The organism is Pseudarthrobacter sp. rb, assembly GCF_056389225.1.
Window position 1 is genome coordinate 188663 of sequence record NZ_JBWJAR010000008.1, and the last position, 21576, is coordinate 210238.

Sequence of the window (21576 nt, forward strand, 5' to 3'; positions counted from 1 at the left end):
GGTAGGGCAGGCTTCCCGGGGGGCTTCGAAAGAGGGGCGATCTGCCGGGGTCAGCGCCTGCCGCCCGGCAGCAAACCCGCCACCAGGGACACCAGGGAGATGATGACCGCGGCCAGCAGCGCAGTCCAGAAGAAGGAATCGATCGTGAGGTGCACCGGCGTGTAACTGCTGATCCAGGCCGTCAGGTACAGCATGGCGGCATTGATGACGATGGCGAACAAGCCAAGCGTCAGGATAGTGATCGGAAGCGCGAGGAGCCGCACCAGCGGCCGCACGAAGGCGTTGACCACGCCGAAGATAAGGCCGATGAACAGGTAGGCCAGGACAATGCCGATCGTCCCGGTGTCCTGTGAAATGCCGGTCCTGGCTACGGCATCAGATGCCGCTGTGCTGGAGATGTCCATTCCCGGCAGCAGCCAGCTGGCCACCCACAGGGCTGCGGCATTGACGGTGACCCGAAGGATGAATGAAGCCATGGCACCATGCTTCCATACCGCTCCTTGGGGGAGGACGGCGGCGTGCCCCGATTTTTCGGGGCTGGCTCCCCGGATTCCCCCGGGACGTTGGACGTAGGCTAGGAGCCATGACTTCATCTGATACCAGGGCGGGCGGCATCGCACCGCGCCCGGTGCTGGACCGGCTGCCGCGCTACGCGGCAGGAAAACCGCCGGCCGCCGTCAGCGGTCTTGCCAGCTACAAGCTGTCCTCCAACGAAAACCCGCTGCCGCCCATCCCGGCCGTCCTCGAGGCCATCGCCGGCCAGACGGACTTCAACCGGTACCCGGACCCGCTGAGCAGCAAGCTCCGCGCGGCGCTCGCGGATTTCCTGGGCGTACCGGCGGATGACATCGTCACAGGAGCGGGAAGCCTGGGCGCCCTGAACCAGATCCTGGCTGCTTTTGCCGGGCAGAACGAGGACGGTAAAGCGGACGAGGTCATCTATGCGTGGCGGTCCTTTGAGGCGTACCCCATCAGCGTGGGCCTGGCAGGGGCGGAGAGCGTACGCATCCCGGTGACCGCCGAGGGACGGCATGACCTGGAGGCCATGGCGGCCGCGGTGAGTGCCCGCACCAAAGTCATCCTGCTGTGCACGCCCAACAACCCCACCGGACCGGCCCTTACTGCAGCCGAAACCGAGGCGTTTATCCGCTCCATCCCGGCAGACGTTGTGGTGGTCATCGATGAGGCTTACCAGGAGTTTGTCAGGGCGGAGGACGCCGTGGACGGGATCGACCTTTACCGGAAATATCCCAACGTGGTGGTGCTCCGTACTTTCTCCAAAGCGCACGGCCTGGCCGGGCTACGCGTTGGCTACAGCGTCTCCAACCCCGGACTGACCCAGTACTTAAGGGTCGCCGCAACACCCTTTGCGGTCTCCCAGATAGCTGAAAAGGCAGCAATCGTTTCCCTCGAGAACCATGCCCAGGTTGTGGAAAGGGTACAAAAACTCGTGGATGAGCGGACGCGGGTCACCGAGGGTCTCCGGGACCTCGGCTGGGCGGTCCCGGATGCCCAGGGAAACTTTGTGTGGCTCGCGCTTGGCGCCGAAAGTACCGCTTTCGCAGAGATGGCAGGGACACGCGCCCTGTCCGTCCGGGCATTCGCCGGAGAGGGCGTGAGGGTGAGTATCGGAGAACCCGAGGCGAACACCCGATTCCTCCAGTTGTGTGCCGACTATACAAAGGCACCCGCAACTTCCTAGCACTTAACAAGTAGCCCTCCCGCTACTTACCGAAGATAAAGTTAGGATCAGTAAGCCAATGTATATGCCGTGCCGGGAATGTATTCCCCGTGCGGCATATATCCCAGCGACATTGCATTGCATCCGGATGCGGCAAGCAAGGAGACGGTATGGGCACTCATCTGCCTTCCACCGAGTTCGACGGAACAGCGGTAGACGACCAGCGGGAAGCCGATGCTGAAGCCGTGATGGGCGAGCCCGCGGCCCAGATGGTGCAGCTGCTCGGTCCCGACGGGAAACTGGGCACCGATCCGGTCTTCAGCGACTACGCCGACAAACTCACCCCTGAGGATCTCCGCGGCCTGTACGCGGACATGGCCGCGATCCGCCGGTTCGACGTCGAAGCGACCGCCCTCCAGCGTCAGGGCCAACTGGCGCTCTGGGTCCCGCTGACGGGCCAGGAGGCAGCACAGATCGGATCGGGCAGGGCCAGCCAGCCGCAGGACTACATCTTCCCCACCTACCGCGAGCACGGCGTGGCCCTTACGCGCAACGTGGACCTGGCCGAACTCCTGCGCCAGTTCCGCGGTGTTTCCAACGGCGGCTGGAACCCCAAGGACACCAACTTCCACCTGTACACGCTGGTCCTGGCTGCACAGACCCTCCACGCCGTGGGCTACGCGATGGGGATCCAGCGCGACCAGAAGCTCGCCGCCGCATCGAACCCGGCAGGCAGGGAGCCGGATGCGGCCGTCATCGCGTACTTCGGCGATGGCGCCAGCTCGGAAGGCGACGTCCATGAGTCAATGGTGTTCGCCTCCTCCTACAAAGCCCCCGTGGTGTTCTTCTGCCAGAACAACCACTGGGCCATCTCCGTGCCCACCAACGTCCAGACCCGGGTTCCGCTGTCCAACCGGGCCAAGGGCTACGGGTTCCCCGGCATCCGGGTCGACGGAAATGACGTGATCGCCGTGCACGCCGTCACCGAGTGGGCGCTGGAGCACGCCCGCCAGGGCAAGGGGCCGGTCCTCATCGAAGCCTTCACCTACAGGGTCGGGGCGCATACCACGGCGGACGATCCCACCAAGTACCGGCAGTCGGCGGAGGAAGACGCATGGCGCGCCAAGGACCCGCTGGCGCGCCTGGAGAAGTACCTGCGTGCCGAAGGCCTTGCAGACGACGCCTACTTCGCCAAGGTCAAGGCCGACGGCGACGAACTGGCCGCGTACGTCCGGCGTACCGCCCACGACCTTGAAAACCCGGATATCCGGCAGGCCTTCGCCAACGTCTACAGGGAGGCCCACCCGCTGGTCGCCGAGGAACTGGCGTGGTTCGAGGAATACAGCGCAGGATTCGCCGGCGAGGAAGAGTCCGCCGGGCAGGCAGCAAAGGCAGGCCACTGATGACCACCATGACCATCGCGAAGGCCATCAACGAAGGCCTTCGCGCCACTTTGGCCGCACACCCCAAATCGCTGCTGATGGGCGAGGACATCGGGCCGCTGGGCGGCGTCTACCGGGTCACGGACGGGCTGATCGGCGAGTTTGGCCCGGACCGCGTGGTGGACACGCCGCTGGCCGAGTCCGGGATCATCGGCACCGCCATCGGCCTGGCTCTCCGGGGGTACAGCCCGGTCTGTGAGATCCAGTTCGACGGCTTCGTCTTCCCCGGCTTCAACCAGATCACCACCCAGCTCGCCAAAATCCATTCGCGCAGCAACGGCAACCTCAGCGTGCCCGTGGTCATCCGGATTCCGTACGGCGGGGGCATCGGCTCCATTGAACACCATTCCGAATCCCCGGAGGCGCTGTTCGCCCACACCGCGGGCCTGCGCATCATCACCCCGTCCAACCCGCATGACGCCTACTGGATGATCCAGCAGGCCGTGGAATGCCAGGACCCCGTCATCGTTTTCGAACCCAAGCGCCGCTACTGGCTCAAAGGCGACGTTGATGTCGAGGCACCCGGGCCGTCGGAGGATCCGTTCAAGGCCCACGTCCTTCGAGAGGGCACCGACGCCACCGTGGTGGCCTACGGCCCCCTGGTGCCCGTGGCGCTGGCAGCCGCGAACGCAGCGGAGGAGGACGGCAGGAGTGTCGAGGTCATCGACCTCCGGTCAATCTCCCCGATCGATTTCGACACCGTCACCGCCTCCGTCCAAAAGACCGGGCGGCTGATCGTCACGCACGAGGCTCCCACGTTCGGCGGCATCGGCGGCGAGATCGCAGCCCGGATCAGCGAGCGGGCGTTCCACTCCCTTGAGGCGCCCGTGATCCGCGTCGGCGGGTTCCACATGCCCTACCCCGTTGCCAAGGTGGAGGAAGACTACCTTCCGGACATCGACCGCATCCTGGAGGCGCTGGACCGCGCCCTCTCCTACTGAGGACACCATGACCCTGAACAAGTTCAACCTGCCCGACGTCGGCGAGGGCCTCACCGAGGCGGAAGTCGTCTCCTGGAAGGTCAAGCCCGGCGATACCGTCGCCGTCAATGACGTCATCTGCGAGATCGAAACCGCAAAGTCGATCGTGGAGCTGCCGTCCCCCTTTGCCGGAACAGTCATCGAACTGCTGGTGGAGGAAGGGGTGACTGTCGACGTCGGGACCGCCATCATCAGCGTCAGCGACGAAGTTTCCGGCGACCCCACTCCCGCCGATGTCCGCGCGCCCCAGGCCGTCCCCGCCGCCGGTACTCCCGCTGAATTTCCTGCCCAGCCGCTCTACGGCAAGCTGTCAGGGGACGCGGGGGAGACCGGGAGTGAAGGAACCCCGTCCGCCGCTCCCTTGGTGGGTTCAGGACCCAAGGCCGACGCCGTCAAGCGGCGTCCCCGGAAGACTGCACCGGCTGCTGCCGTGACCTTAAACGCCCCCGAAGTTGAACCTGTCCAGCCCCGCACGCCCGCCGAAGTTTCCGCCGCCGAACCTGCCGCCGTCGACACCCGGCCAACCCTTGGCGGCACCATCACGGGCCTGGTCAACCGGGTGCTGGCCAAGCCCCCGGTCCGCAAAATTGCCCGCGACCTGGGCATCGACCTCGCTGACGTCGTGGCCACCGGTTCCCGCGGCGAGGTGACGCGCGAGGACCTGGTGAGCTACCAGGCGCAGCGCGACGCCGAACTGGACAAGGCGGACGGTTTCTGGGGCAAGGCCGGGAAGCCGCAGGACCAGCGCGTGGAAAGCATTCCGGTCAAGGGCGTCCGCAAGGCCACGGCAAAGGCGATGGTGGAATCGGCGTTCGCAGCACCGCATGTGAGCATCTTCGTGGACGTCGACGCCAGCCGCACCATGGAATTCGTCAAGCGGCTCAAGGCCTCCCGGGACTTCGAGGGCATCAAGGTCTCGCCGCTGCTCATCCTGGCCAAGGCCGTCATCTGGGCCGCCGCAAGGAACCCCAGCGTGAACGCAGCCTGGGTGGACAACGAGGACGGCAGCGCCGAGATCCAGGTCAAGCACTTCATGAACCTGGGCATTGCCGCGGCCACTCCGCGCGGCCTCATGGTGCCCAACATCAAGAACGCGCAGGACCTGTCCTTGAAGGAGCTGGCCCTGGCGCTGAACGACCTGGCCACCACGGCCAGGGCCGGGAAGACGCAGCCGGCGCAGATGCAGGGCGGGACACTGACTATCACCAACATCGGCGCCCTGGGCATCGACACCGGTACGCCGATCATCAATCCGGGCGAGGTAGCCATCGTTGCCTTCGGAACCATCAAGCAGAAGCCCTGGGTCCTGGACGGAGAGGTGATTCCCCGCTGGATCACCACACTAGGGGGATCCTTCGACCACCGCGTGGTGGATGGTGACCTGTCCGCCCGTTTCATGGCCGACGTCGCAGCCATCCTGGAGGAGCCCGCGCTCCTCCTGGACTAGGGCGCCGGGTCAGGACGTGGCAGTAAACAACGACCTAATCCGGGCCAGGAACCGTACAGCCAGGTGGCTGACGGAGGTCTTCCAGCCTCCCGTGGTGGTTTCCCTGCAGCTGCTGATCAGCCCGCTGGCCCAGCCGGGTTTCCCGGAAACCATCGGCTACGGCGCGCTGGCGGCCCTCTTCGTGTGCGTGCTTCCGCTGATGGTGCTGCTGGTCCTGGTCAGGCTGGGCAAGGTCACGGACCACCATGTAAGCGACCGGAAGCAGCGTGCACCCGTGCTGCTGATGGCGCTGGGCTGCATCGCTGTGGGGCTGCTTGTGCTGGGCGCCGTGGATGCGCCGGAGAGCGTCTTTGCGATGGTCCTGGCGGTGGTGGGGGGCGTGGCGGTACTGGCCGTGGTCAGTCCGTTCTGGAAGATGAGCGGTCACGCCGCTGCCGTGTCCTGCGCCGCCGTCGTATCCGTGCTGATGCTCGGCGCCGCGTGGGCACCGCTACTGCTCCTGATCCCGGCAGTCAGCTGGTCACGGGTGGTGCTGCGGGCCCACTCCCTGGCCCAGGTGGTGGCCGGATCGCTCTTCGGCGGCCTGGTAATGGCCGGGATCTGGTGGCTGCTGCAGGGCTGGCTGGTGGCCTGAACGTCCACGCGCCGAAACGGGCCTAGTAGGCGGCGTATGCCGTGAAAGCCTCGAGCATGGCCGGATCCGCGGTGGTTCCCAGCACAACAGCGGCTGCGGTCATCAGGCCGCCCATGAGCGCGGCCATGCCGGCCCAAGCGCTCGGGAGCTTCCAGTCCTCGCGCAGGACGCTGCGCACGGTCTGCGGAAGCTGGAGCCCGGGGGTGATGAGGTTCGGTGCGCTGTCCAGGCTGCCGTCATCAAGGAGCGCAACCACCCGGTCATTGCTGCGGTCCACCCGCATGGAGCTGATGTGGTTGCCGTGGCGGGCCAGGAGGATGTCGTGGCCAACAAGCTGGCGGCGCTGCAAGGTGATCAAGGGGAGCCCTTCGCTGGAGGTGGATTCGGCAGTGTCCACGCCTTTGGGGGCCCATTCAATTTTATCGTTGCGCCAGCAGCTGAAACGGTGATATGGCGGTGAGAACGGACACCCCCCGCAGCGATATCCGCCACCACGGGGGGTGTCCTGCGTTACCCCAGGAGGGCTTCCGCGCGTTAGTCGGCGTCGTAGGTGTTGGCGATGTACACGTCGCACGGGGCGTTGTGGGCCACGCTGTTGGCCACGCTGCCAAGGACCCGGCCGATGCCGTGCATGCGCCGGTTTCCCACGACGATCACGCGGGCATCCATGCGGACGGCTTCCTTGATGAGGGCGTCTGCGGGCCGTCCGCGGGCTGCCGAATACGTAACCGTGACGTCCCGGCCCAGCGACTCAGCCACGGTCCGTGCCACCTGCTCTGCGGCGTCGGCGTCGGACACGATCCACCGGTCGCTGCCGCTGCCGAAGACCTCGGTCCGGTCGCTGTCGAAGGCTGACACGACGTGCAGTGAAGCGCCCAGTCCTGCAGCCAGGTTCCGGGCCGACTCCGCCGCCCTCTTCGCGGTCTCGCTGCCGTCAACCCCTACAACGATGATTCCACCCATATGCATGCTCCTTTGCTCGGTTTTCGGCGTTCGTGTGGCTTACGCTACAGCGCCGCCATGGCTTCATGCAGCACCGGCGCCAATCGGCGCACCCCCTCGGCGATAGCGTCGGGGGGAACGGCGCTGAACGCGAGCCGCAGCTTGTTGGACGGCTCGTCCGACGGCGTGAAGGCGGCGCCGGGGATAAACACGACGCCGGCATCGATCGCCTTGTGCAGCAGCGGGTAGGTGTCAACACCTTCGGGCAGGGTCACCCAGACGAAGAAGCCCCCCTGCGGGCTGGTCCAGGTGGTCCCCGCCGGCATGTACTCCTTGAGCGCTGCCAGCATGGCGCGGCAGCATTCGGCATACAGCCCGCGGTAGGTTTCGATCTGGCCTTTCCAGTCGTAGTCGCGCAGGTAGGCGGACACCAGCATCTGGTTCAGGGCCGGCGGGCAGAGCGTCACCGATTCCGCGGCGAGGTAGTACCGGCGCTGCAGGTGCTCAGGCACCAGGGCCCAGCCGATGCGGAGGCCGGGGGCGAAGATCTTGGAAAAGGAACCGAGGTAGATGACGTCGTCCGGGTTGGCTGCGCGCAGGGGAGGCAAGGGTTCACCTTCAAAGCGCAGCAGTCCGTAGGGGTTGTCCTCAAGAACCAGAATATTCGCCCTGCGGCATATATCGACCACCTGCTGGCGCCGTTCCCTGGCCAACGTGATCCCTGAGGGATTGTTGAAGTTGGGGATGGTGTAGAGGAACTTGATGCTCTGGCCCGCGAGCTGCAGCGCCGCGATCCGCGCCTCCAGAAGCTCCGGGACCAGGCCGTACTGGTCCATCTCCACGGTCTCCACCCGCACCTGGTAGGCCTCAAAGGTGTTCAGTGCGCCGACGTAGGTGGGATCCTCCACCAGGACCACGTCTCCCGGATTGCAGAAGAGCTTGGTGGCCACGTCCTGGGCCGACTGTGAGCCGGCGGTGATCACCACGTTCTGCGGCAGGGCATCCAGGATGCCCTCGGCGGCCATGACCTCGCAAATCTGTGCCCTGAGCTCCTCGGTTCCCTGCCCGGCGCCATATTGAAGGGCCGTGAGTCCGTCGTCGGCAATGATTTTCGCCGCCGTCGCTGCGAGGCGGTCCAGGGGAAGTGACTGCAGGTACGGGCTTCCTCCCGCCAGGGAAACCAGTCCCGGCCGCATCGAGATGTCGAAAACATCCCGGACGGCCGACTGGCGGATGTTGGCCGCCCGCTCGGAAAACAGTCCCTCGTGGCGGTGGGCGGACGTGGCCGCGCGCTCGATCGCATCGATGGCTTCGGCGGGCAGCGTTCCGGCGGAGGCGTCAAGTGTTTCGTGGGTCACAAGGTCAGGATACAGCCCGGTGTTGCTTCCAGGGCAACATCTGTTTCAAGGGAATGCACGGCATGCGAAGCGCTAATCCAGGCTCAGATAGTCCGCCAGCGTTTCCCCATTGATGTAGAGGTCGGCCCTGATGGCACCCACGGCTTCGAGGGCGGTCTGGGTAAGCTGGGCCTCGATCCTGGGAAGGTCGCATGTTCCGCCCTGGTTCAGCGTTCCCGAAAGGTAGACCCTGACAGTGGTTCCGTCGAAGCTCCCGGAGAGGAACGTCAGCCGGGAAGAGCCCAGTGCGTTGTAGGCGTTCACGGGCAGCCGGCCGCCACCCAGCAGGGCGCCGATTGCCGCCTTGAGCCGGGCGTCCCCGGAGCCTCCCGGTTGGGCTGAGCCAACCAGGCTGTCATTGCAGCCGAAGCGGACGCCGTGCCTGCCGCCGTCGTCCACCATCACGAAATACGCCGTCACCGGGGGAGCCGTTGGCCCGGCATTGGTGCCGGGGTCCCGAGGGGCCGACGGACTGTCCGGTCTTTCCCCTGCTGCTCCGGCCGTACCGGTGGAAGGGGTAGCCGGCACCGTGGCGGGAAGGAGGGCCAGCGGGGCCTCGCTGGATCCGGCGCTGCCCCCGATGGCTGTGCAGCCGGAGAGCAGAAGCGCCAGGCAGCCGGCCACCGCAGCCAGGGCGCCGCGCCCACGCCCGTCCCCGCTCCATCTTTTTGCCATGCGGCACCGCAATCCGATCCGGTAGGTCCAGGGGATTAACGCTACGGCCGCGCCTGCCGGCGGAGATGTCCGCACGGTACCGGTTGGGACAAGAGTTGGTCACGGCAACGCCGCAACGCCGGATGCAGCAGCGCCCGGCCCCCCGGGGGGGGGGCGGGGGCGGGGCCCCGGGGGACTAGGCGGCGGGAGCTGCTGCGGCAAGGGTGTCGAAGATGCCCTTGATCTGCTCTACAACCTCGGCGTCGTCCTTGGGGTGGACTTCGGCGAAGCGCACCATGGAACCCGGGACGGCGAGCTTGACGTCCTCCAGGATCCGGGCCCCTGCAATGCCGGCGGCCTTGCGGGCCTCATCCTGGGCCCAGACGCCGCCGTACTGGCCAAAAGCGGTGCCGACGACGGCGGTGGGCTTGCCTGCCAGGGCGCCGGCGCCGAAGGGGCGGGACAGCCAGTCGATGGCGTTCTTCAGGGCGGCGGGAACCGTGCCGTTGTGCTCGGGGGTGACCAGCAGGACGGTGTCGGCTTCTTCGGCTGCGGCGCGCAGGGCTGCGGCGGCGGCAGGGACCTGGCCCTCGACGTCGATGTCCTCGTTGTAGAACGGGATGTTGCCCAGGCTCTCGTGGATCACCACGTCCACCTGCTCCGGGGCGTTGAGCTGGATGGCTTCGGCCAGCTTCTGGTTGGTGGACTCGGCGCGGAGGCTGCCGACAAGGGTAAGAACGGTGCTCTTGGTCATGGGAACTCCTGGCTAGGGGAGCGGCGGGGGCCGCTATCGGTCAAACTTCAGGCTCGCGGAGCCTTCACCAGACTAAACGGACCGTAGTCCGGTTGTATTCCCCATGCTTACACTGTCTGTGTGAGTTCCATCCCAGTGCGGCCAGGTATGGCCCCGGCAACGGCCGCGGAACGCAGCGATGCTGCCCGGAACCGGGAGCGCCTCCTGCTGGCTGCCCGGGAACTGATCGAGCAGGGCGGAGCCGCTGCGCTCACCATGGACCGCCTGGCCGAGCAGGCCGGCGTGGGCAAGGGCACCGTCTTCCGCCGCTTTGGCAGCCGGGCCGGGTTGATGCTCTCCTTACTGAACGACTCCGAGGCCGCGTTTCAAGCCCGGTTCCTGTTCGGACCGCCGCCACTGGGGCCCGGTGCTCCGCCGCTCGACCGGCTGATCGCCTTCGGTACCGAGCGCATCGCCTACGTGGTGGAATATGGGGACCTGGTGCTTGCTGCCGGAAATGCTTCCAGGGGAAAGTTCGAAGTACCCGCCGCCGCCCTCTGGGACCGGCATGTGGAGATGCTGCTGCGCGAAGGTGGAATCGACTCCCCGGAACCCTGGCTGATGGCCGGATCCCTCAACGCCACCCTCGACCCCGAGCGTCTCCTGCACCTTATCCGTGAACATGGCGTGACACTCCAACGGCTGGCAACATCATGGCGTGACCATGTGACACGGGTTGTCACGGGCGCGAAGGTTACGTGATGGAATGCTCCCGCGTCCAGTCACGCGGGCTTCACAGAACTATTCATAACGATCTGATACGGCGCGTCCAATTTCCGGGGATTCCGGCACTTTTCGGCTTGGGGCTTGTGATAGTTTCCTCTGGAATGTGACCCGCGACATAGTCCACCAGGACCTGCCCTAAGGGCTGCGGGAGGCCAGCTACCCGCTGGTGCAGGACCCGGTAAGGCGGCACAACCCGTGCTTGTCCGGGGAAGACGGAAGGATCCAGCAGCGCCCATGCTCAAGTACCTCGCCAAGCGCGGCATCACCTATGTGGTGATGATCTTCCTCACCACATCCGCCGGCTACTTCCTGGCCGTCAGCTCGCTCAAGCCGGCGCTGCTCGAGCAGGAACGGATCCCCCGGCCCACCCCGGAGCAGGTGGCCAATTCCATGCGGCTGAAAGGCCTGGACCCGGACCTCAGCCCGTGGGAGCGCTACGTTGACTGGCTCACCGGAATCGTCACCCGCTGGGACTGGGGCCGCAGCCCCAACGGCGCCTACATCAACGCCGAGTTCGGGGACCGGGTCTGGATTTCCACCCGGCTCTTCCTGGCGTCCATCATCCTGACCCTGGTCATCGGCGTCGCGCTCGGCGTCTATTCGGCGGCACGCCAGTACAAGTTCCAGGACCGGGTCATCACGTCCTACAGCTACCTCGCCTACATCGTGCCGGCACCCATCGCCTACTTCCTGGTGCAGCTGGGCGCCATCAACATCAACGAATCCGTGGGCGACCGGATCTTCTTCGTCACCGGCATCTCCACCCCCGGCATCGCGCCGGGCTGGGCCCAGTTCGTGGACATGCTGGCCCACTATGCAGTCCCCACGGTGGCCATCACCCTTGTGGGGTGGGGCGCGTACCAGATTGCCCAGCGGCAATACCTGCTGGACAACGTGAACGCCGACTTTGTCCGCACTGCACGCGCCAAGGGGCTGACCCGCAACCAGGCCATTGCCCGGCACGCACTGCGCGTTTCGTTCATTCCGGTGGCCCAGAGCATCGCCTTCACCATCCCGGCCATCTTCGCCGGCGGCTTCTTCGCCGAAAAGATCTTCGCCTGGCCAGGCGTGGGGTCCTGGAGCATCGACGCCATCTCGCTGCAGGACGTCAACGCGGCCACGGCCACCCTGGCATACGGCTCCGTGATCTTCGCGCTGGGCGCCATCCTCGCGGACTTCGCCACCACGCTTGTCGACCCGAGAGTGCGGGTGCAGTAGCCATGACCAACCTGAACGCCGTTGACCCGGCAGCAGTGGCGCAGGATGCGCACCTGGAAAGCGCCGACGTCGTCATTGGCAAAACCACCATCATCTTCCGCCGCTTCCTGCGCAACAAGACCGCAGTGGCCGGCCTGGCCATCTTCCTGGCCCTGACCGTTTTCTCGTTCATCGGCGGTTTTTTCACCCAGTGGGACAAGGAAACCATCGACCCCTTCAACATCGGCATGCCCCCGTCGGCCGACCACTACCTCGGGACGTCGCAGGCAGGGATCGACCTGTACGCCATGACCGTGGAAGGCACCAGGATCTCCATCCTGATCGGCCTGGTGGTGGGCCTGGTGTCGGTCCTGATCGCCGCGGTCTACGGCTGCACCATGGCCTACTTCGGCGGCAAGGTGGACAAGGTCATGCTGTTCATCCTCGAAGCGCTGATCATGATGCCGGCGCTCCTGGTGGTTGCTGTAGCCACCAGCGGCGGCGGTGCCGGCCTGAAACGCGACCTTCCCTCGTGGCTTCTGCTCATCATCGTCCTGCTGGTGTTCAGCTGGATGGGCACCGCCCGCCTGATCCGCTCCATGTCCATGTCGCTGATGCAGCGTGACTTCGTCAAGGCGGCCCAGTACATGGGTGTCCCGCCGCGCCGGATCGTCTGGCGGCACCTGGTGCCGAACATCGGCTCGCTGCTGATCCTGGACATCACCCGCGGCGTCACCGCGGCCATCCTGGCCGAGGTCGCCTTCTCCTTCATCGGCATCGGCATCAAGGTCCCGGACGTGAGCCTGGGCGTGCTGATCGGCCAGGCCACCTCCCAGGTGCAGACTTTCCCCTGGATGTTCTGGGTGCCGCTCGCCGTGATGTTCCTGCTGACCGGCTCCCTGGCCATGATGAACGATGGCCTGCGCGACGCCTTTGATCCCAGCTCCACGTCCAGCGGCAAAGCACAGAAAGCCAAAACCCGGAAGATCACCGCGGAAAAGAAGGCGGCATGAGCAGCGAAACCACCACCGGAGCCACGGATTCATCACGTCCAACCGTGGAGCGCCTGCACGTGGCAGGGCTGCACGCCCCCGGCGACGCCGTCCTGTCCGTCCGCGACCTGAACGTCCGCTTCAACACGGAGAACGGTGTCGTGCACGCCGTCCGTGGCGTCGACTTCGACCTGATGCCGGGCAAGACGCTCGGGATCGTCGGCGAATCGGGGTCCGGCAAGTCCGTGACTTCCCTGGCCATCATGGGGCTGCTCCCGCCCACGGCCCAGGTCTCCGGCTCCGTCCGGCTCAAGGGCCGGGAGCTGCTGGGGCTCAGCGACAAGGACATGTGCAAGTACCGCGGCAACGACCTCGCCATGGTCTTCCAGGACCCGCTGTCATCCCTCACCCCGGTGTTCACCGTGGGCACCCAGATCATCGAAGCGCTCACTATCCACCACCCCACCATGAGCCGGACCGCCAAGGAAGCCCGCGCCGTCGAACTTCTGGCCATGGTGGGGATTCCCAGCCCCAAGGACAGGCTCAAGGCCTTCCCGCACGAATTTTCCGGCGGCATGCGCCAGCGCGTGATGATCGCTATCGCCATCGCCAACAACCCCCGCGTCCTGATTGCCGATGAGCCCACCACGGCCCTGGACGTCACCATCCAGGCCCAGGTCCTGGAGGTGCTCCACACGGCGCAGGAGGAGACCGGCGCCGCCGTCGTCATGATCACGCACGATCTTGGCGTGGTAGCCGGGATGGCAGACGACATCATGGTCATGTACGCAGGCAGGCCGGTGGAAACCGGTGCCGTGGATGACATCTACTACAACCCGCGGATGCCCTACACCCTGGGCCTGCTGGGCGCCGTTCCCCGCGTGGATGTGGCAGAGAAATCCTCCCTCGTTCCCATCGAGGGCATGCCGCCCAACCTGTTGCACGCCCCCACAGGCTGCTCGTTCGCTCCCCGCTGCCCCCTGGCCTCGGAGGCCTGCCTGGACGGCGAGCCCGCACTGGCACCCGTTGACGACGGCGCCCAACACCGCGCGGCCTGCATCAAGTCCGGCTCACTCGGCGGAACCGTGGATGTGCACGACGTATTCGCCGCCCCGCCCGTGCCGGTGTCCCGCTTCGACGCCATTCCCAGGGAGGAACGGTCCACCGTCCTGCAGCTAACGGACGTGCGGAAACACTTCCCGCTGACCAGGGGTGCCCTGATCAAGCGAAGGATCGGCACTGTTAAGGCCGTGGACGGCCTGAGCTTCGATATCCGCGAAGGCGAATGCTTCTCCATCGTGGGCGAATCGGGATCGGGAAAGACCACCACGCTTCTGGAAATCATGGAGTTCCATCCAGACCAGGACGGTGAGGTGGTGATTGGCGGCCTGAGCAACAAGCAGGCAGCCGATGCCAGGACCAAAGCCAAAATGCGGCGCGAACTCCAGATGGTGTTCCAGGACCCCACGGGCGCACTGGATCCGCGGTTCACGGTGTACGAAGTCCTTGCCGAGCCCCTGCAGAACGCGGGGATGGACCGGGCAGCGGTCAGGAAGCGGATCATGGAGCTGATGAAGCTCGTGGGCCTGCAGCCGGACCACGTCAACCGCTTCCCCAACCAGTTCTCCGGCGGCCAGCGCCAGCGGATCGGGATAGCCCGCGCACTGGCGGTGAACCCCAAGCTGGTGGTCCTGGACGAGCCCGTCTCGGCCCTCGACGTCTCCGTCCAGGCCGGTGTCATCAACCTGCTGGACCACCTGCGCGCCGAACTGGGCCTGAGCTACCTGCTCGTGGCGCACGATCTCTCGGTGGTCCGCCACATCTCCAACCGCGTGGCTGTTATGTACCTGGGGAAGATCGTGGAGATCGGCGCCGTGGAACGGGTGTTCGACAGTCCCCGCCATCCCTACACCCGCGCCCTCCTCTCCGCGATCCCCGTGCCGGACCCCCAGCTGGAACGCACCCGCGAACGCATCATCCTCCAGGGCGACCTGCCCTCGCCGTTGCAGGCACCGAAGGGCTGCAATTTTGCCACCCGCTGTCCGGTCTTCGCCGCACTCCCGCCGGCCAAGCAGGAGAAGTGCCTCACCCTTGAGCCGCCCCTGGAATCGGCGTCCTCCGCCACTGACCAGCAGTTCGCCTGCTTCTTCCCGGACGGGGAGCTGGATGAGGACATGCTGGTGGTCCACGAACCGGTAGACAACCATGCGCCCTGAGATTTTTCGACCCCAAAGCACCACCACTCGCACCAATGAAGGGAAAACCATGAGGAAACTGAACAGGATCGGCGGAGCTGCAGCCGTTGCTGCGGCCCTGGCGCTGACGGCCTGCGGCGGTGGCGGTGCCAGCGGCCCCGAAACAGCCAAAGGACAGGAATCCGGAAGCGACCTGTCCAAGCTGATCAGCATCAACGAGAAGCCGGCAGCCGACCTCCAGCAGGGCGGCAAGGTCACCCTTCCGCTGGGCAACATCGGCCCGGACTTCAACGGGTTCTCCAACAACGGCAACAGCGCGGACAACTCCGCCCTGCAGATCCCCATGAACCCGGTCGCCATGAACAGCGGCGGCATCGGCGGCTGCTGGAAGGTGGACTTCAAGGGCAAGGTCACGCCCAACCCCGACTTCTGCGAGTCAGTGGACAGCGTGGTCAAGGACGGCAAGCAGACCATCACCATCAAGGTGAACCCCAAGGCCACGTACAACGACGGCACGCCAATCGACGTCAAGGCCTTCAAGAACACCTGGAACATCCTCAAGAGCCCCGACGCCGGCTACGACATCGTCAGCTCGGGCGCCTATGAGTTCGTTGACTCCGTCGAGGCCGGCAGCAGCGACAAGGAAGTCATCGTCAAGACCAGCCGCCCGGTCTTCCCCGTGGATTCGCTCTTCTTCGGACTCATCCACCCCGCCGTCAACACCCCCGAGATCTTCAACGAGGGCTTCAACGGCAACATGCACCCGGAGTGGATGGCAGGCCCCTTCAAGCTCGACCAGTACGACACCGCAGCCAAGACGGTCACCATGGTTCCGAACGACAAGTGGTGGGGCCAGAAGCCGGTCCTGGCCAACGTAACGTTCCGCCAGCTGGAAACCAGCGCACAGATCGCCGCCTTCAAGAACGGTGAAATCGACGCCATGTCCGCCAACACCATCTCGCTGTACAAGCAGCTGGACGGCACGAAGGATGCGGACATCCGCCGCGGCCAGCGCCTCTTCGCCGGTGGCCTGAACCTGAACGCCCAGCGCATCACCGACGTCAACGTCCGCAAGGCCATCTTCGCCGCCGTGGACCGCGAAGCCCTCCGCAAGGTCCGCTTCAACGGCCTGAACTGGGAAGAGCCCAGCAGCGGTTCCATGATGCTGCTGCCGTTCTCCGAGTACTACCAGGACAACTACCCGGTCAAGGAAACCGGTGCCGATGCCGCCAAGAAGGTCCTCACCGACGCCGGCTACACGGCCAACGCCAACGGCATCATGGAGAAAGACGGCAAGCCCGCCGCCTTCAAGATCAGCAACTTCGGCGACGACCCCACCACCCTGGCCGTGGCACAGACCCTGCAGAAGCAGCTCCAGGCCGGCGGCATGGATGTGGGCATCGACCAGCGCGCCTCCGCCGACTTCGGCAAGGTGCTGGGCAGCCGCGAGTTCGACCTGAGCATCTCCGGCTACACCGTGGGCCCGGATGCCACGGACGCCGTCAAGCAGTACTACGACTCCAAGGTCAACGAGAACAAGCTGGGCGACGCCGAGCTGGACAAGAAGATCGCCGACCTCGCCTCCATCGAGGACAACGCAGCCCGCAACAAGGCAGCCATGGACGTGGAGAAGGAGCACATGGCCAAGTACTACTCCATGGGCGTGGTCTTCAACGGCCCGCAGATCTCCTTCGTCCGCACCGGACTGGCCAACTACGGCCCGTCGCTCTTCCAGAGCACCTCGCAGGTCCCGGACTGGACCACCATCGGCTGGGTTAAGAAGTAACCACCCGCAGCCCGATCGAAAAGCCGGCACCCCAGGTCTTCCAGGGGTGCCGGCTTCTTTTAACCAGGCGTTTTAACCACGCGGGACCGGGGGTAGCGTTGCTTCCATGACCGGAACTGAAGGCGACCCCCGCACCATCCGCACCGCCGTCGTCGGCTACGGGCTTGCCGGCAGCGTCTTCCACGCACCGCTGCTGGCAGCCAACACCAGCTACTCGCTGGACGTCATTGCAACGTCCGACGCCGGGCGGCAGGCAAGTGCCTCGTCCCGGCTTCCGGGCGTGGAGGTGGTGCGCGACGGCGCCGACGTTGTCAGGCGGGCAGCGGACCTTGACCTCGTGGTCCTGGCGACGCCGCCCATGACCCACTACCCCCTGGCGAAGGCTGCGTTGGAGGCGGGGCTGGACGTGGTGGTGGACAAGCCGTTCGCGGTCACCAGCGCACAGGGACAGGAACTCATTGCGTTGGCGGGTGAACTGGGCCGGGTGCTGACCGTGTTCCAGAACCGCCGGTGGGACGGGGACTTCCTGACCCTCCGGAAGCTGCTGGCGGCCCAGGCCCTGGGCAAAGTGACCCGGTTCGAGTCGCGGTTCGAGCGGTGGTCCCCTGCCATCGCCAAAGCCTGGAAGGCGCGGGCCACCGCTGCCGACGGCGGAGGTGTCCTGTTCGACCTGGGCAGCCACCTGATCGACCAGGCCCTGCAGCTGTTCGGCCCGGCCACCGTCCTCCACGCGGAACTGCAGGCGCGGCGGTCCGACGAGCGGGCTGACGACGACGTCTTCCTGGTCCTGCGGCACGAGTCGGGAGTGATCAGCCACCTGGCCATGAACGTGCTGTGCGCCCAGCAGGGGCCACGCTTCCGGGTGCTGGGATCGATCGGCGGCTTCACCAAGAACGGGGTGGACCCGCAGGAGCCCTACATTGTGGCAGGTGGCAGCCCCCTGGACGGGGACTACGGCGTGGAGGCACCGGAGTGGGCCGGGCTCCTGGGCCGCGACGGCCATCTGGACCGCCTGCCCACCGAACGCGGGAACTACCCGGAGTTCTACCGCCTGCTGGCAGGCAAGATCCTCGACGGCGGCGCACAGTCATCCCTGCCCCTCCCCGTGAACCCGGAGGACGCCGTCGAGGTGCTCAAAATCATAGAAAGGGCAAGGGAGCTGGGTTAAATGACTCATCGATTGCTCCGTAAGTGCCGTTCTGAGGGTTCAAAAGGACGATTACGGAGCAATCGATGAAGGGGCCTTAGGCCGAGACGAGCTCGTGCCAGTCAGCCACGAGGGGCAGGTTGTGGGCCTCGGACACGGAGTGGTGTGCCACGTGGCCCGCAGCGATGTTGAGGCCGGCAGCCAGGGCCGGGTCGCGGTCGAAGGCGGCCTTGACGCCCAGGTTTGCCAAGGCCACCGCGTAGCGCAGGGTGACGTTGGTCAGTGCGTACGTGGAGGTGTTGGGTACGGCTCCGGGCATGTTGGCCACGCAGTAGAAGATGGTGTTGTGCACCTTGTACGTGGGTTCCTGGTGCGTGGTGGGGTGGGTGTCCTCGAAGCAGCCGCCCTGGTCCACGGCGATGTCCACCAGGACGGAGCCGGGCTTCATCCGGGCCACGAGGTCGTTGGTGACCAGCTTGGGGGCCTTGGCACCGGGGATGAGGACGGAACCGATCACCAGGTCGGCGTCCACCACGGACTTTTCGATTTCGTACGTGTTGGAGGCAACGGTCTTCAACCGGCCCTGGTACTGGGCGTCCAGTTCGCGCAGGCGGTTGATGTTGATGTCCAGGATGGTGACGTCGGCGCCCAGGCCCAAGGCCATGGCCGCGGCGTTGGTGCCGGCCACGCCGGCGCCCAGGACAACCACCTTGGCGGGGCGGACGCCGGGCACGCCGCCCATCAGGACACCCTTGCCGCCGGCGGGCGCCATCAGGGAGGTGGCGCCGACCTGGACGGACAGGCGGCCGGCAACTTCGGACATCGGTGCCAGCAGCGGCAGCGACCGGCCTTCCTGGACGGTTTCGTAGGCGATGGCGGTGACGCCGGAGTTGATGAGCTCCGTGGTGAGCTCCGGCTCGGCGGCCAGGTGCAGGTAGGTGAAGAGGATCAGGCCCTTGCGGAAGCGGTGGTATTCGGCCTTGATGGGTTCCTTGACCTTCATCACCATGTCCGCGCGGGCCCAGACGTCATCGGCCTCGTTGACGATCTCGGCACCGGCGATCGAGTATTCCTCGTCGGTGATGCCCGAGCCCAGGCCGGCCCCGCGCTCCACCAGCACGGTGTGTCCGTGGGTAAGGAACTCGTGGACGCCTGCCGCGGTGATGGCCACGCGGAATTCGTTGTTCTTGATTTCTTTGGGGACGCCGATGATCATCGTCTGCTCCAGTTTTTGGGGCCGGTAGGCCGAAAAGGCGGAAGGATTTTCGTGTTTCAACGATAAATCCCGCTGTGAGCCAGACGACATGAAGCGGCAAGGACCGGTGCGCCAAAACCGCACAATTCCGCGGATTTTGGATCCTCTACCTCGACACGTGTCGAGTCCTGAAGCGTCAGGTGTCGCCTCGTGTCCGTTCGTCCGCGGGGCCGCCGGGGCAGTACTGTTGGCCCATGCAGCAGCAGGGTGTGGAACAGCTCGTCGAGCAGGTGGCGCAGAAGCTGGGCCGTGGCTTGTCGCTTGAGGACCTGGACGGACTGTTGCTTGCCTACAGCTCCAACCAATCCCATGCCGACCGCGTGCGAGTGAACTTCCTGTTGAGCAAGAAGGTTCCGGCGGACGTGAGCGCGTGGCAGCTCTCCCATGGGATTGCCACCGCGGTGCGGCCCGTGGTGGTTCCGGCCAACCCGGACCTGGGCATGCTGGGCCGGGTGTGCGTCCCGCTGATGGTGCGCGGCTTCCGGGTGGGTTACCTCTGGGTGCAGCAGGATTCGGCGGAGGAAAGCCCGACGGCGATCCTCACCCAACTGCCCGGCGTCAACCACGAGCTGGAGCTGCTGTCCGGGCTCCTGCTCGACTCGAACACGGCCGAATCGGAATTCCGGCGGGGCCGTGAGCGGGAATTCCTGGCCGCCTGTGCCGGAGAACCCAATGCCGTGGCGGCTGTGGCCGGGTGGAAGGAAGTCCAGGGCCGCGGCCCGTGGCAGATGGTCACGGTACTCGATGCGGACGGCTGGGCCAGCGGACCGGACCCCATCGCCTCCACCCTGATCCACCGGTCCACCGCACTCCAGGCCACGGTGGGGGTGGACGCCGCCCTCTTCAGTGCCGGCACGGAGACACATTCGGTGGTGCTGTTCCGCGAATCGACCGGCCGGGCCAACCATGCCCAGGTCCTGGTGCACTACCAGCTGGAGCTGGCCAAGCGCTCCGGCCGCCCGGTGCACCGGATCATCCTGGGGATCAGCGAAGGCTTCGCCAAGACGCGCCAGCTCTCCGAGGCATACCGGCAGTCACGGATGGCGGCCCAGGCCGCCGCGGTGGATCCCCAATTGGGCGAGCTGGTGGACTGCAGGGCCACCGGCGTGTACCAGCTGCTCGCGTCCGCCGGGGGAGGGGTGGGTGCCTGGGCCGACTCGGGCTCGGTGTACTTCCGGATGCTCGAGGACCACGACCGCAACGGCGAGCTCATTCCCGTCCTGGAGCTGCTCTACGACAATGACGGCTCAGTCCAGGATGTAGCGACCAAGCTCCACCTGCACCGCAGCAGCATCTACAACAGGCTGGGGCGGATCCGGCAGCTGCTGGGGGTGGATCCGCTGAAGGGGATGCCCCGGCTGGAACTGCACGCCGCCCTCAAGATGCGGCGGTGGGCGGCGCGGCCCAGGATTTGATGGCCGCCGCCACCTGCCGCGGGCGCACGTGCTGGACCACGTGGCCCGCCCGGGGAATCTCCACGAAGCTTCCCTCCGGCACCACCTCGGAAAGCCGGAGCGACCAGTCGGCGCCTGCCACCTGGTCGTGGTTACCGCGCAGCACCAGGACGGGCACATTGATGCCGGCCAGCCGCCGTTCCGTGGGGTAGGCCATCATCACGGGGAGCTCGGTGAAGTACCAACGCGGCCCGCAGCGGAAGTAGTCCGAGAAGACGAGCCAGTTGGAGGACGCGTTTTCGCGGAGGAGGGCGTCCAGGAAAAGCGCCAGCCCCTGCCGCCGCACGCTTCGGTACCGGGATTCCACCACCGGCCCCATGAGTACCAACCGGTGTGCCTGCCCCGGGGCGTAGAGGGCGGCTTCGATGGCGAACTGCACGCCCATGGAATGTCCCACCAGGATGTAGGAACCAATGCCGCTTGCTTTCAGGGCCTGGGCGATGAAGGCGCCATGGTCGGCAACGGACAGCTGCCGCTCCGGCCTGGGCGTCCCGGCGAAGCCCGGCAGGTCCAGCGAATAAGTTGGGGCAACGGCGGCGAGTTCGCCGTGGAGGCGCCGAAGGTAGCGGTGGGAGACGCCGATGCCGTGAATGAGGACATAGGCGGGCCCTGCGGGGGCTCCGGCAGCGTCCGGCCCGGGAGGGGGCGTCCCGTCAGCCCAGAAGATGCGGCCACGTAAACCGTTTGCTTCCACGTCGGCGGAGCGAAGCGCAACGTCTTTCCGTAGCCGCGGCCACGCCATGCGGGGCCGCACTACCCGGCCGTGGGGGGGGGGGGGGGGGGGGGGGGGGGGGGGGGGGGGGGGGGGGGGGGGGGGGGGGGGGGCGCGCGGCCCGCCGCGGCCGGGGGGCGCG

At 66.2% G+C, this 21576-nt stretch carries 20 protein-coding genes; 12 read left to right on the forward strand and 8 right to left on the reverse strand.

All coding sequences use genetic code 11. From position 1 onward, the window contains the following. Positions 1-50 precede the first annotated feature (50 nt). The gene (locus ACWRN3_RS13055) at positions 51-476 is read right to left on the reverse strand and encodes a phage holin family protein (protein WP_476740878.1); all 426 of its coding nucleotides are present in this window, start codon (positions 474-476) and stop codon (positions 51-53) included. A gap of 107 nt (positions 477-583) precedes the next feature. Here ACWRN3_RS13055 and ACWRN3_RS13060 point away from each other — a divergent pair, with 107 nt between their 5' ends. From ACWRN3_RS13060 to ACWRN3_RS13080, 5 genes are all read left to right on the forward strand, one after another. Continuing rightward, on the forward strand, positions 584-1702 hold the full coding sequence (locus ACWRN3_RS13060; RefSeq protein ID WP_476740879.1) for a histidinol-phosphate transaminase: 1119 nt from the start codon (positions 584-586) through the stop codon (positions 1700-1702). A 149-nt stretch (positions 1703-1851) separates the two neighbouring features. Continuing rightward, positions 1852-3084 (forward strand): pyruvate dehydrogenase (acetyl-transferring) E1 component subunit alpha, encoded by a 1233-nt coding sequence (pdhA, locus tag ACWRN3_RS13065; protein ID WP_476740880.1) that lies wholly within the window; start codon positions 1852-1854, stop codon positions 3082-3084. Beyond that, complete coding sequence (locus ACWRN3_RS13070) at positions 3084-4064, forward strand: alpha-ketoacid dehydrogenase subunit beta (RefSeq protein ID WP_255173696.1); 981 nt, start codon at positions 3084-3086, stop codon at positions 4062-4064. The genes pdhA and ACWRN3_RS13070 overlap by 1 nt, the downstream gene beginning before the upstream one ends. Positions 4065-4071: 7 nt before the next feature. Further along, positions 4072-5550, forward strand: coding sequence for a dihydrolipoamide acetyltransferase family protein (locus tag ACWRN3_RS13075; protein ID WP_476740881.1), 1479 nt, complete (start codon positions 4072-4074; stop codon positions 5548-5550). Between the two features lie 16 nt (positions 5551-5566). Beyond that, positions 5567-6184: a phosphatase PAP2 family protein gene (locus tag ACWRN3_RS13080; protein ID WP_476740882.1), complete on the forward strand. Its 618-nt coding sequence runs from the start codon at positions 5567-5569 to the stop codon at positions 6182-6184. Between the two features lie 22 nt (positions 6185-6206). On the opposite strand, the gene ACWRN3_RS13085 is transcribed toward ACWRN3_RS13080, so the two are convergent. The 5 genes from ACWRN3_RS13085 to ACWRN3_RS13105 form a co-directional block, all read right to left on the reverse strand. Then, positions 6207-6542: a hypothetical protein gene (locus ACWRN3_RS13085; RefSeq protein WP_476740909.1), complete on the reverse strand. Its 336-nt coding sequence runs from the start codon at positions 6540-6542 to the stop codon at positions 6207-6209. A gap of 176 nt (positions 6543-6718) precedes the next feature. Then, complete coding sequence (locus ACWRN3_RS13090; protein ID WP_476740883.1) at positions 6719-7147, reverse strand: universal stress protein; 429 nt, start codon at positions 7145-7147, stop codon at positions 6719-6721. Between the two features lie 44 nt (positions 7148-7191). Beyond that, complete coding sequence (locus ACWRN3_RS13095) at positions 7192-8484, reverse strand: aminotransferase-like domain-containing protein (protein WP_476740884.1); 1293 nt, start codon at positions 8482-8484, stop codon at positions 7192-7194. Positions 8485-8556: 72 nt separating this feature from the next. Beyond that, positions 8557-9198 carry a GerMN domain-containing protein gene (locus ACWRN3_RS13100; RefSeq protein ID WP_476740885.1) on the reverse strand — a complete coding sequence of 214 codons (642 nt, stop codon included), beginning with the start codon at positions 9196-9198 and terminating at the stop codon, positions 8557-8559. A gap of 175 nt (positions 9199-9373) precedes the next feature. Then, the gene (locus tag ACWRN3_RS13105) at positions 9374-9931 is read right to left on the reverse strand and encodes an NAD(P)H-dependent oxidoreductase (RefSeq protein WP_159629654.1); all 558 of its coding nucleotides are present in this window, start codon (positions 9929-9931) and stop codon (positions 9374-9376) included. Between the two features lie 120 nt (positions 9932-10051). On the opposite strand from ACWRN3_RS13105, the gene ACWRN3_RS13110 reads away from it, so the two are divergent. The 6 genes from ACWRN3_RS13110 to ACWRN3_RS13135 all read left to right on the forward strand — a co-directional run bounded on the left by ACWRN3_RS13110 (position 10052) and on the right by ACWRN3_RS13135 (position 18034). Continuing rightward, entirely contained in the window at positions 10052-10672 is a 621-nt protein-coding gene (locus tag ACWRN3_RS13110) for a TetR/AcrR family transcriptional regulator (protein WP_476740886.1), read from the forward strand. Positions 10673-10930: 258 nt separating this feature from the next. Next, positions 10931-11914, forward strand: a complete 984-nt coding sequence (locus ACWRN3_RS13115; protein WP_224023739.1) for an ABC transporter permease — start codon at positions 10931-10933, stop codon at positions 11912-11914. A gap of 2 nt (positions 11915-11916) precedes the next feature. After that, positions 11917-12906, forward strand: coding sequence for an ABC transporter permease (locus ACWRN3_RS13120; protein ID WP_476740887.1), 990 nt, complete (start codon positions 11917-11919; stop codon positions 12904-12906). After that, positions 12903-15101, forward strand: a complete 2199-nt coding sequence (locus ACWRN3_RS13125) for an ABC transporter ATP-binding protein (RefSeq protein ID WP_476740888.1) — start codon at positions 12903-12905, stop codon at positions 15099-15101. The genes ACWRN3_RS13120 and ACWRN3_RS13125 overlap by 4 nt, the downstream gene beginning before the upstream one ends. Before the next feature lie 49 nt (positions 15102-15150). Beyond that, entirely contained in the window at positions 15151-16866 is a 1716-nt protein-coding gene (locus tag ACWRN3_RS13130) for an ABC transporter family substrate-binding protein (RefSeq protein ID WP_476740889.1), read from the forward strand. A 106-nt stretch (positions 16867-16972) separates the two neighbouring features. After that, positions 16973-18034, forward strand: a complete 1062-nt coding sequence (locus ACWRN3_RS13135; RefSeq protein ID WP_476740890.1) for a Gfo/Idh/MocA family protein — start codon at positions 16973-16975, stop codon at positions 18032-18034. Between the two features lie 76 nt (positions 18035-18110). Here the strand turns inward: ACWRN3_RS13135 and ald are convergent, their stop codons facing one another. Continuing rightward, positions 18111-19229, reverse strand: a complete 1119-nt coding sequence (ald, locus tag ACWRN3_RS13140) for an alanine dehydrogenase (RefSeq protein WP_476740910.1) — start codon at positions 19227-19229, stop codon at positions 18111-18113. A gap of 233 nt (positions 19230-19462) precedes the next feature. On the opposite strand from ald, the gene ACWRN3_RS13145 reads away from it, so the two are divergent. Beyond that, positions 19463-20683 carry a PucR family transcriptional regulator gene (locus ACWRN3_RS13145; protein ID WP_159629666.1) on the forward strand — a complete coding sequence of 407 codons (1221 nt, stop codon included), beginning with the start codon at positions 19463-19465 and terminating at the stop codon, positions 20681-20683. Here the strand turns inward: ACWRN3_RS13145 and ACWRN3_RS13150 are convergent. Continuing rightward, on the reverse strand, positions 20646-21464 hold the full coding sequence (locus ACWRN3_RS13150; protein ID WP_476740891.1) for an alpha/beta fold hydrolase: 819 nt from the start codon (positions 21462-21464) through the stop codon (positions 20646-20648). The two genes, ACWRN3_RS13145 and ACWRN3_RS13150, sit on opposite strands and share 38 nt — an antisense overlap. Positions 21465-21576 lie beyond the last annotated feature (112 nt).

Excerpts from the sequence above, each read along its gene's own strand:
- ACWRN3_RS13150 (WP_476740891.1), bottom strand. The coding sequence starts at position 21,464 with ATGGCGTGGCCGCGGCTACGGAAAGACGTTGCGCTTCGCTCCGCCGAC.
- ACWRN3_RS13075 (WP_476740881.1), top strand. The coding sequence starts at position 4,072 with ATGACCCTGAACAAGTTCAACCTGCCCGACGTCGGCGAGGGCCTCACC.
- ACWRN3_RS13145 (WP_159629666.1), top strand. The coding sequence starts at position 19,463 with ATGCAGCAGCAGGGTGTGGAACAGCTCGTCGAGCAGGTGGCGCAGAAG.
- ACWRN3_RS13105 (WP_159629654.1), bottom strand. The coding sequence starts at position 9,931 with ATGACCAAGAGCACCGTTCTTACCCTTGTCGGCAGCCTCCGCGCCGAG.
- ACWRN3_RS13100 (WP_476740885.1), bottom strand. The coding sequence starts at position 9,198 with ATGGCAAAAAGATGGAGCGGGGACGGGCGTGGGCGCGGCGCCCTGGCT.
- ACWRN3_RS13135 (WP_476740890.1), top strand. The coding sequence starts at position 16,973 with ATGACCGGAACTGAAGGCGACCCCCGCACCATCCGCACCGCCGTCGTC.
- ald (WP_476740910.1), bottom strand. The coding sequence starts at position 19,229 with ATGATCATCGGCGTCCCCAAAGAAATCAAGAACAACGAATTCCGCGTG.
- ACWRN3_RS13120 (WP_476740887.1), top strand. The coding sequence starts at position 11,917 with ATGACCAACCTGAACGCCGTTGACCCGGCAGCAGTGGCGCAGGATGCG.
- pdhA (WP_476740880.1), top strand. The coding sequence starts at position 1,852 with ATGGGCACTCATCTGCCTTCCACCGAGTTCGACGGAACAGCGGTAGAC.
- ACWRN3_RS13115 (WP_224023739.1), top strand. The coding sequence starts at position 10,931 with ATGCTCAAGTACCTCGCCAAGCGCGGCATCACCTATGTGGTGATGATC.
- ACWRN3_RS13070 (WP_255173696.1), top strand. The coding sequence starts at position 3,084 with ATGACCACCATGACCATCGCGAAGGCCATCAACGAAGGCCTTCGCGCC.
- ACWRN3_RS13130 (WP_476740889.1), top strand. The coding sequence starts at position 15,151 with ATGAGGAAACTGAACAGGATCGGCGGAGCTGCAGCCGTTGCTGCGGCC.
- ACWRN3_RS13090 (WP_476740883.1), bottom strand. The coding sequence starts at position 7,147 with ATGGGTGGAATCATCGTTGTAGGGGTTGACGGCAGCGAGACCGCGAAG.
- ACWRN3_RS13060 (WP_476740879.1), top strand. The coding sequence starts at position 584 with ATGACTTCATCTGATACCAGGGCGGGCGGCATCGCACCGCGCCCGGTG.
- ACWRN3_RS13125 (WP_476740888.1), top strand. The coding sequence starts at position 12,903 with ATGAGCAGCGAAACCACCACCGGAGCCACGGATTCATCACGTCCAACC.
- ACWRN3_RS13055 (WP_476740878.1), bottom strand. The coding sequence starts at position 476 with ATGGCTTCATTCATCCTTCGGGTCACCGTCAATGCCGCAGCCCTGTGG.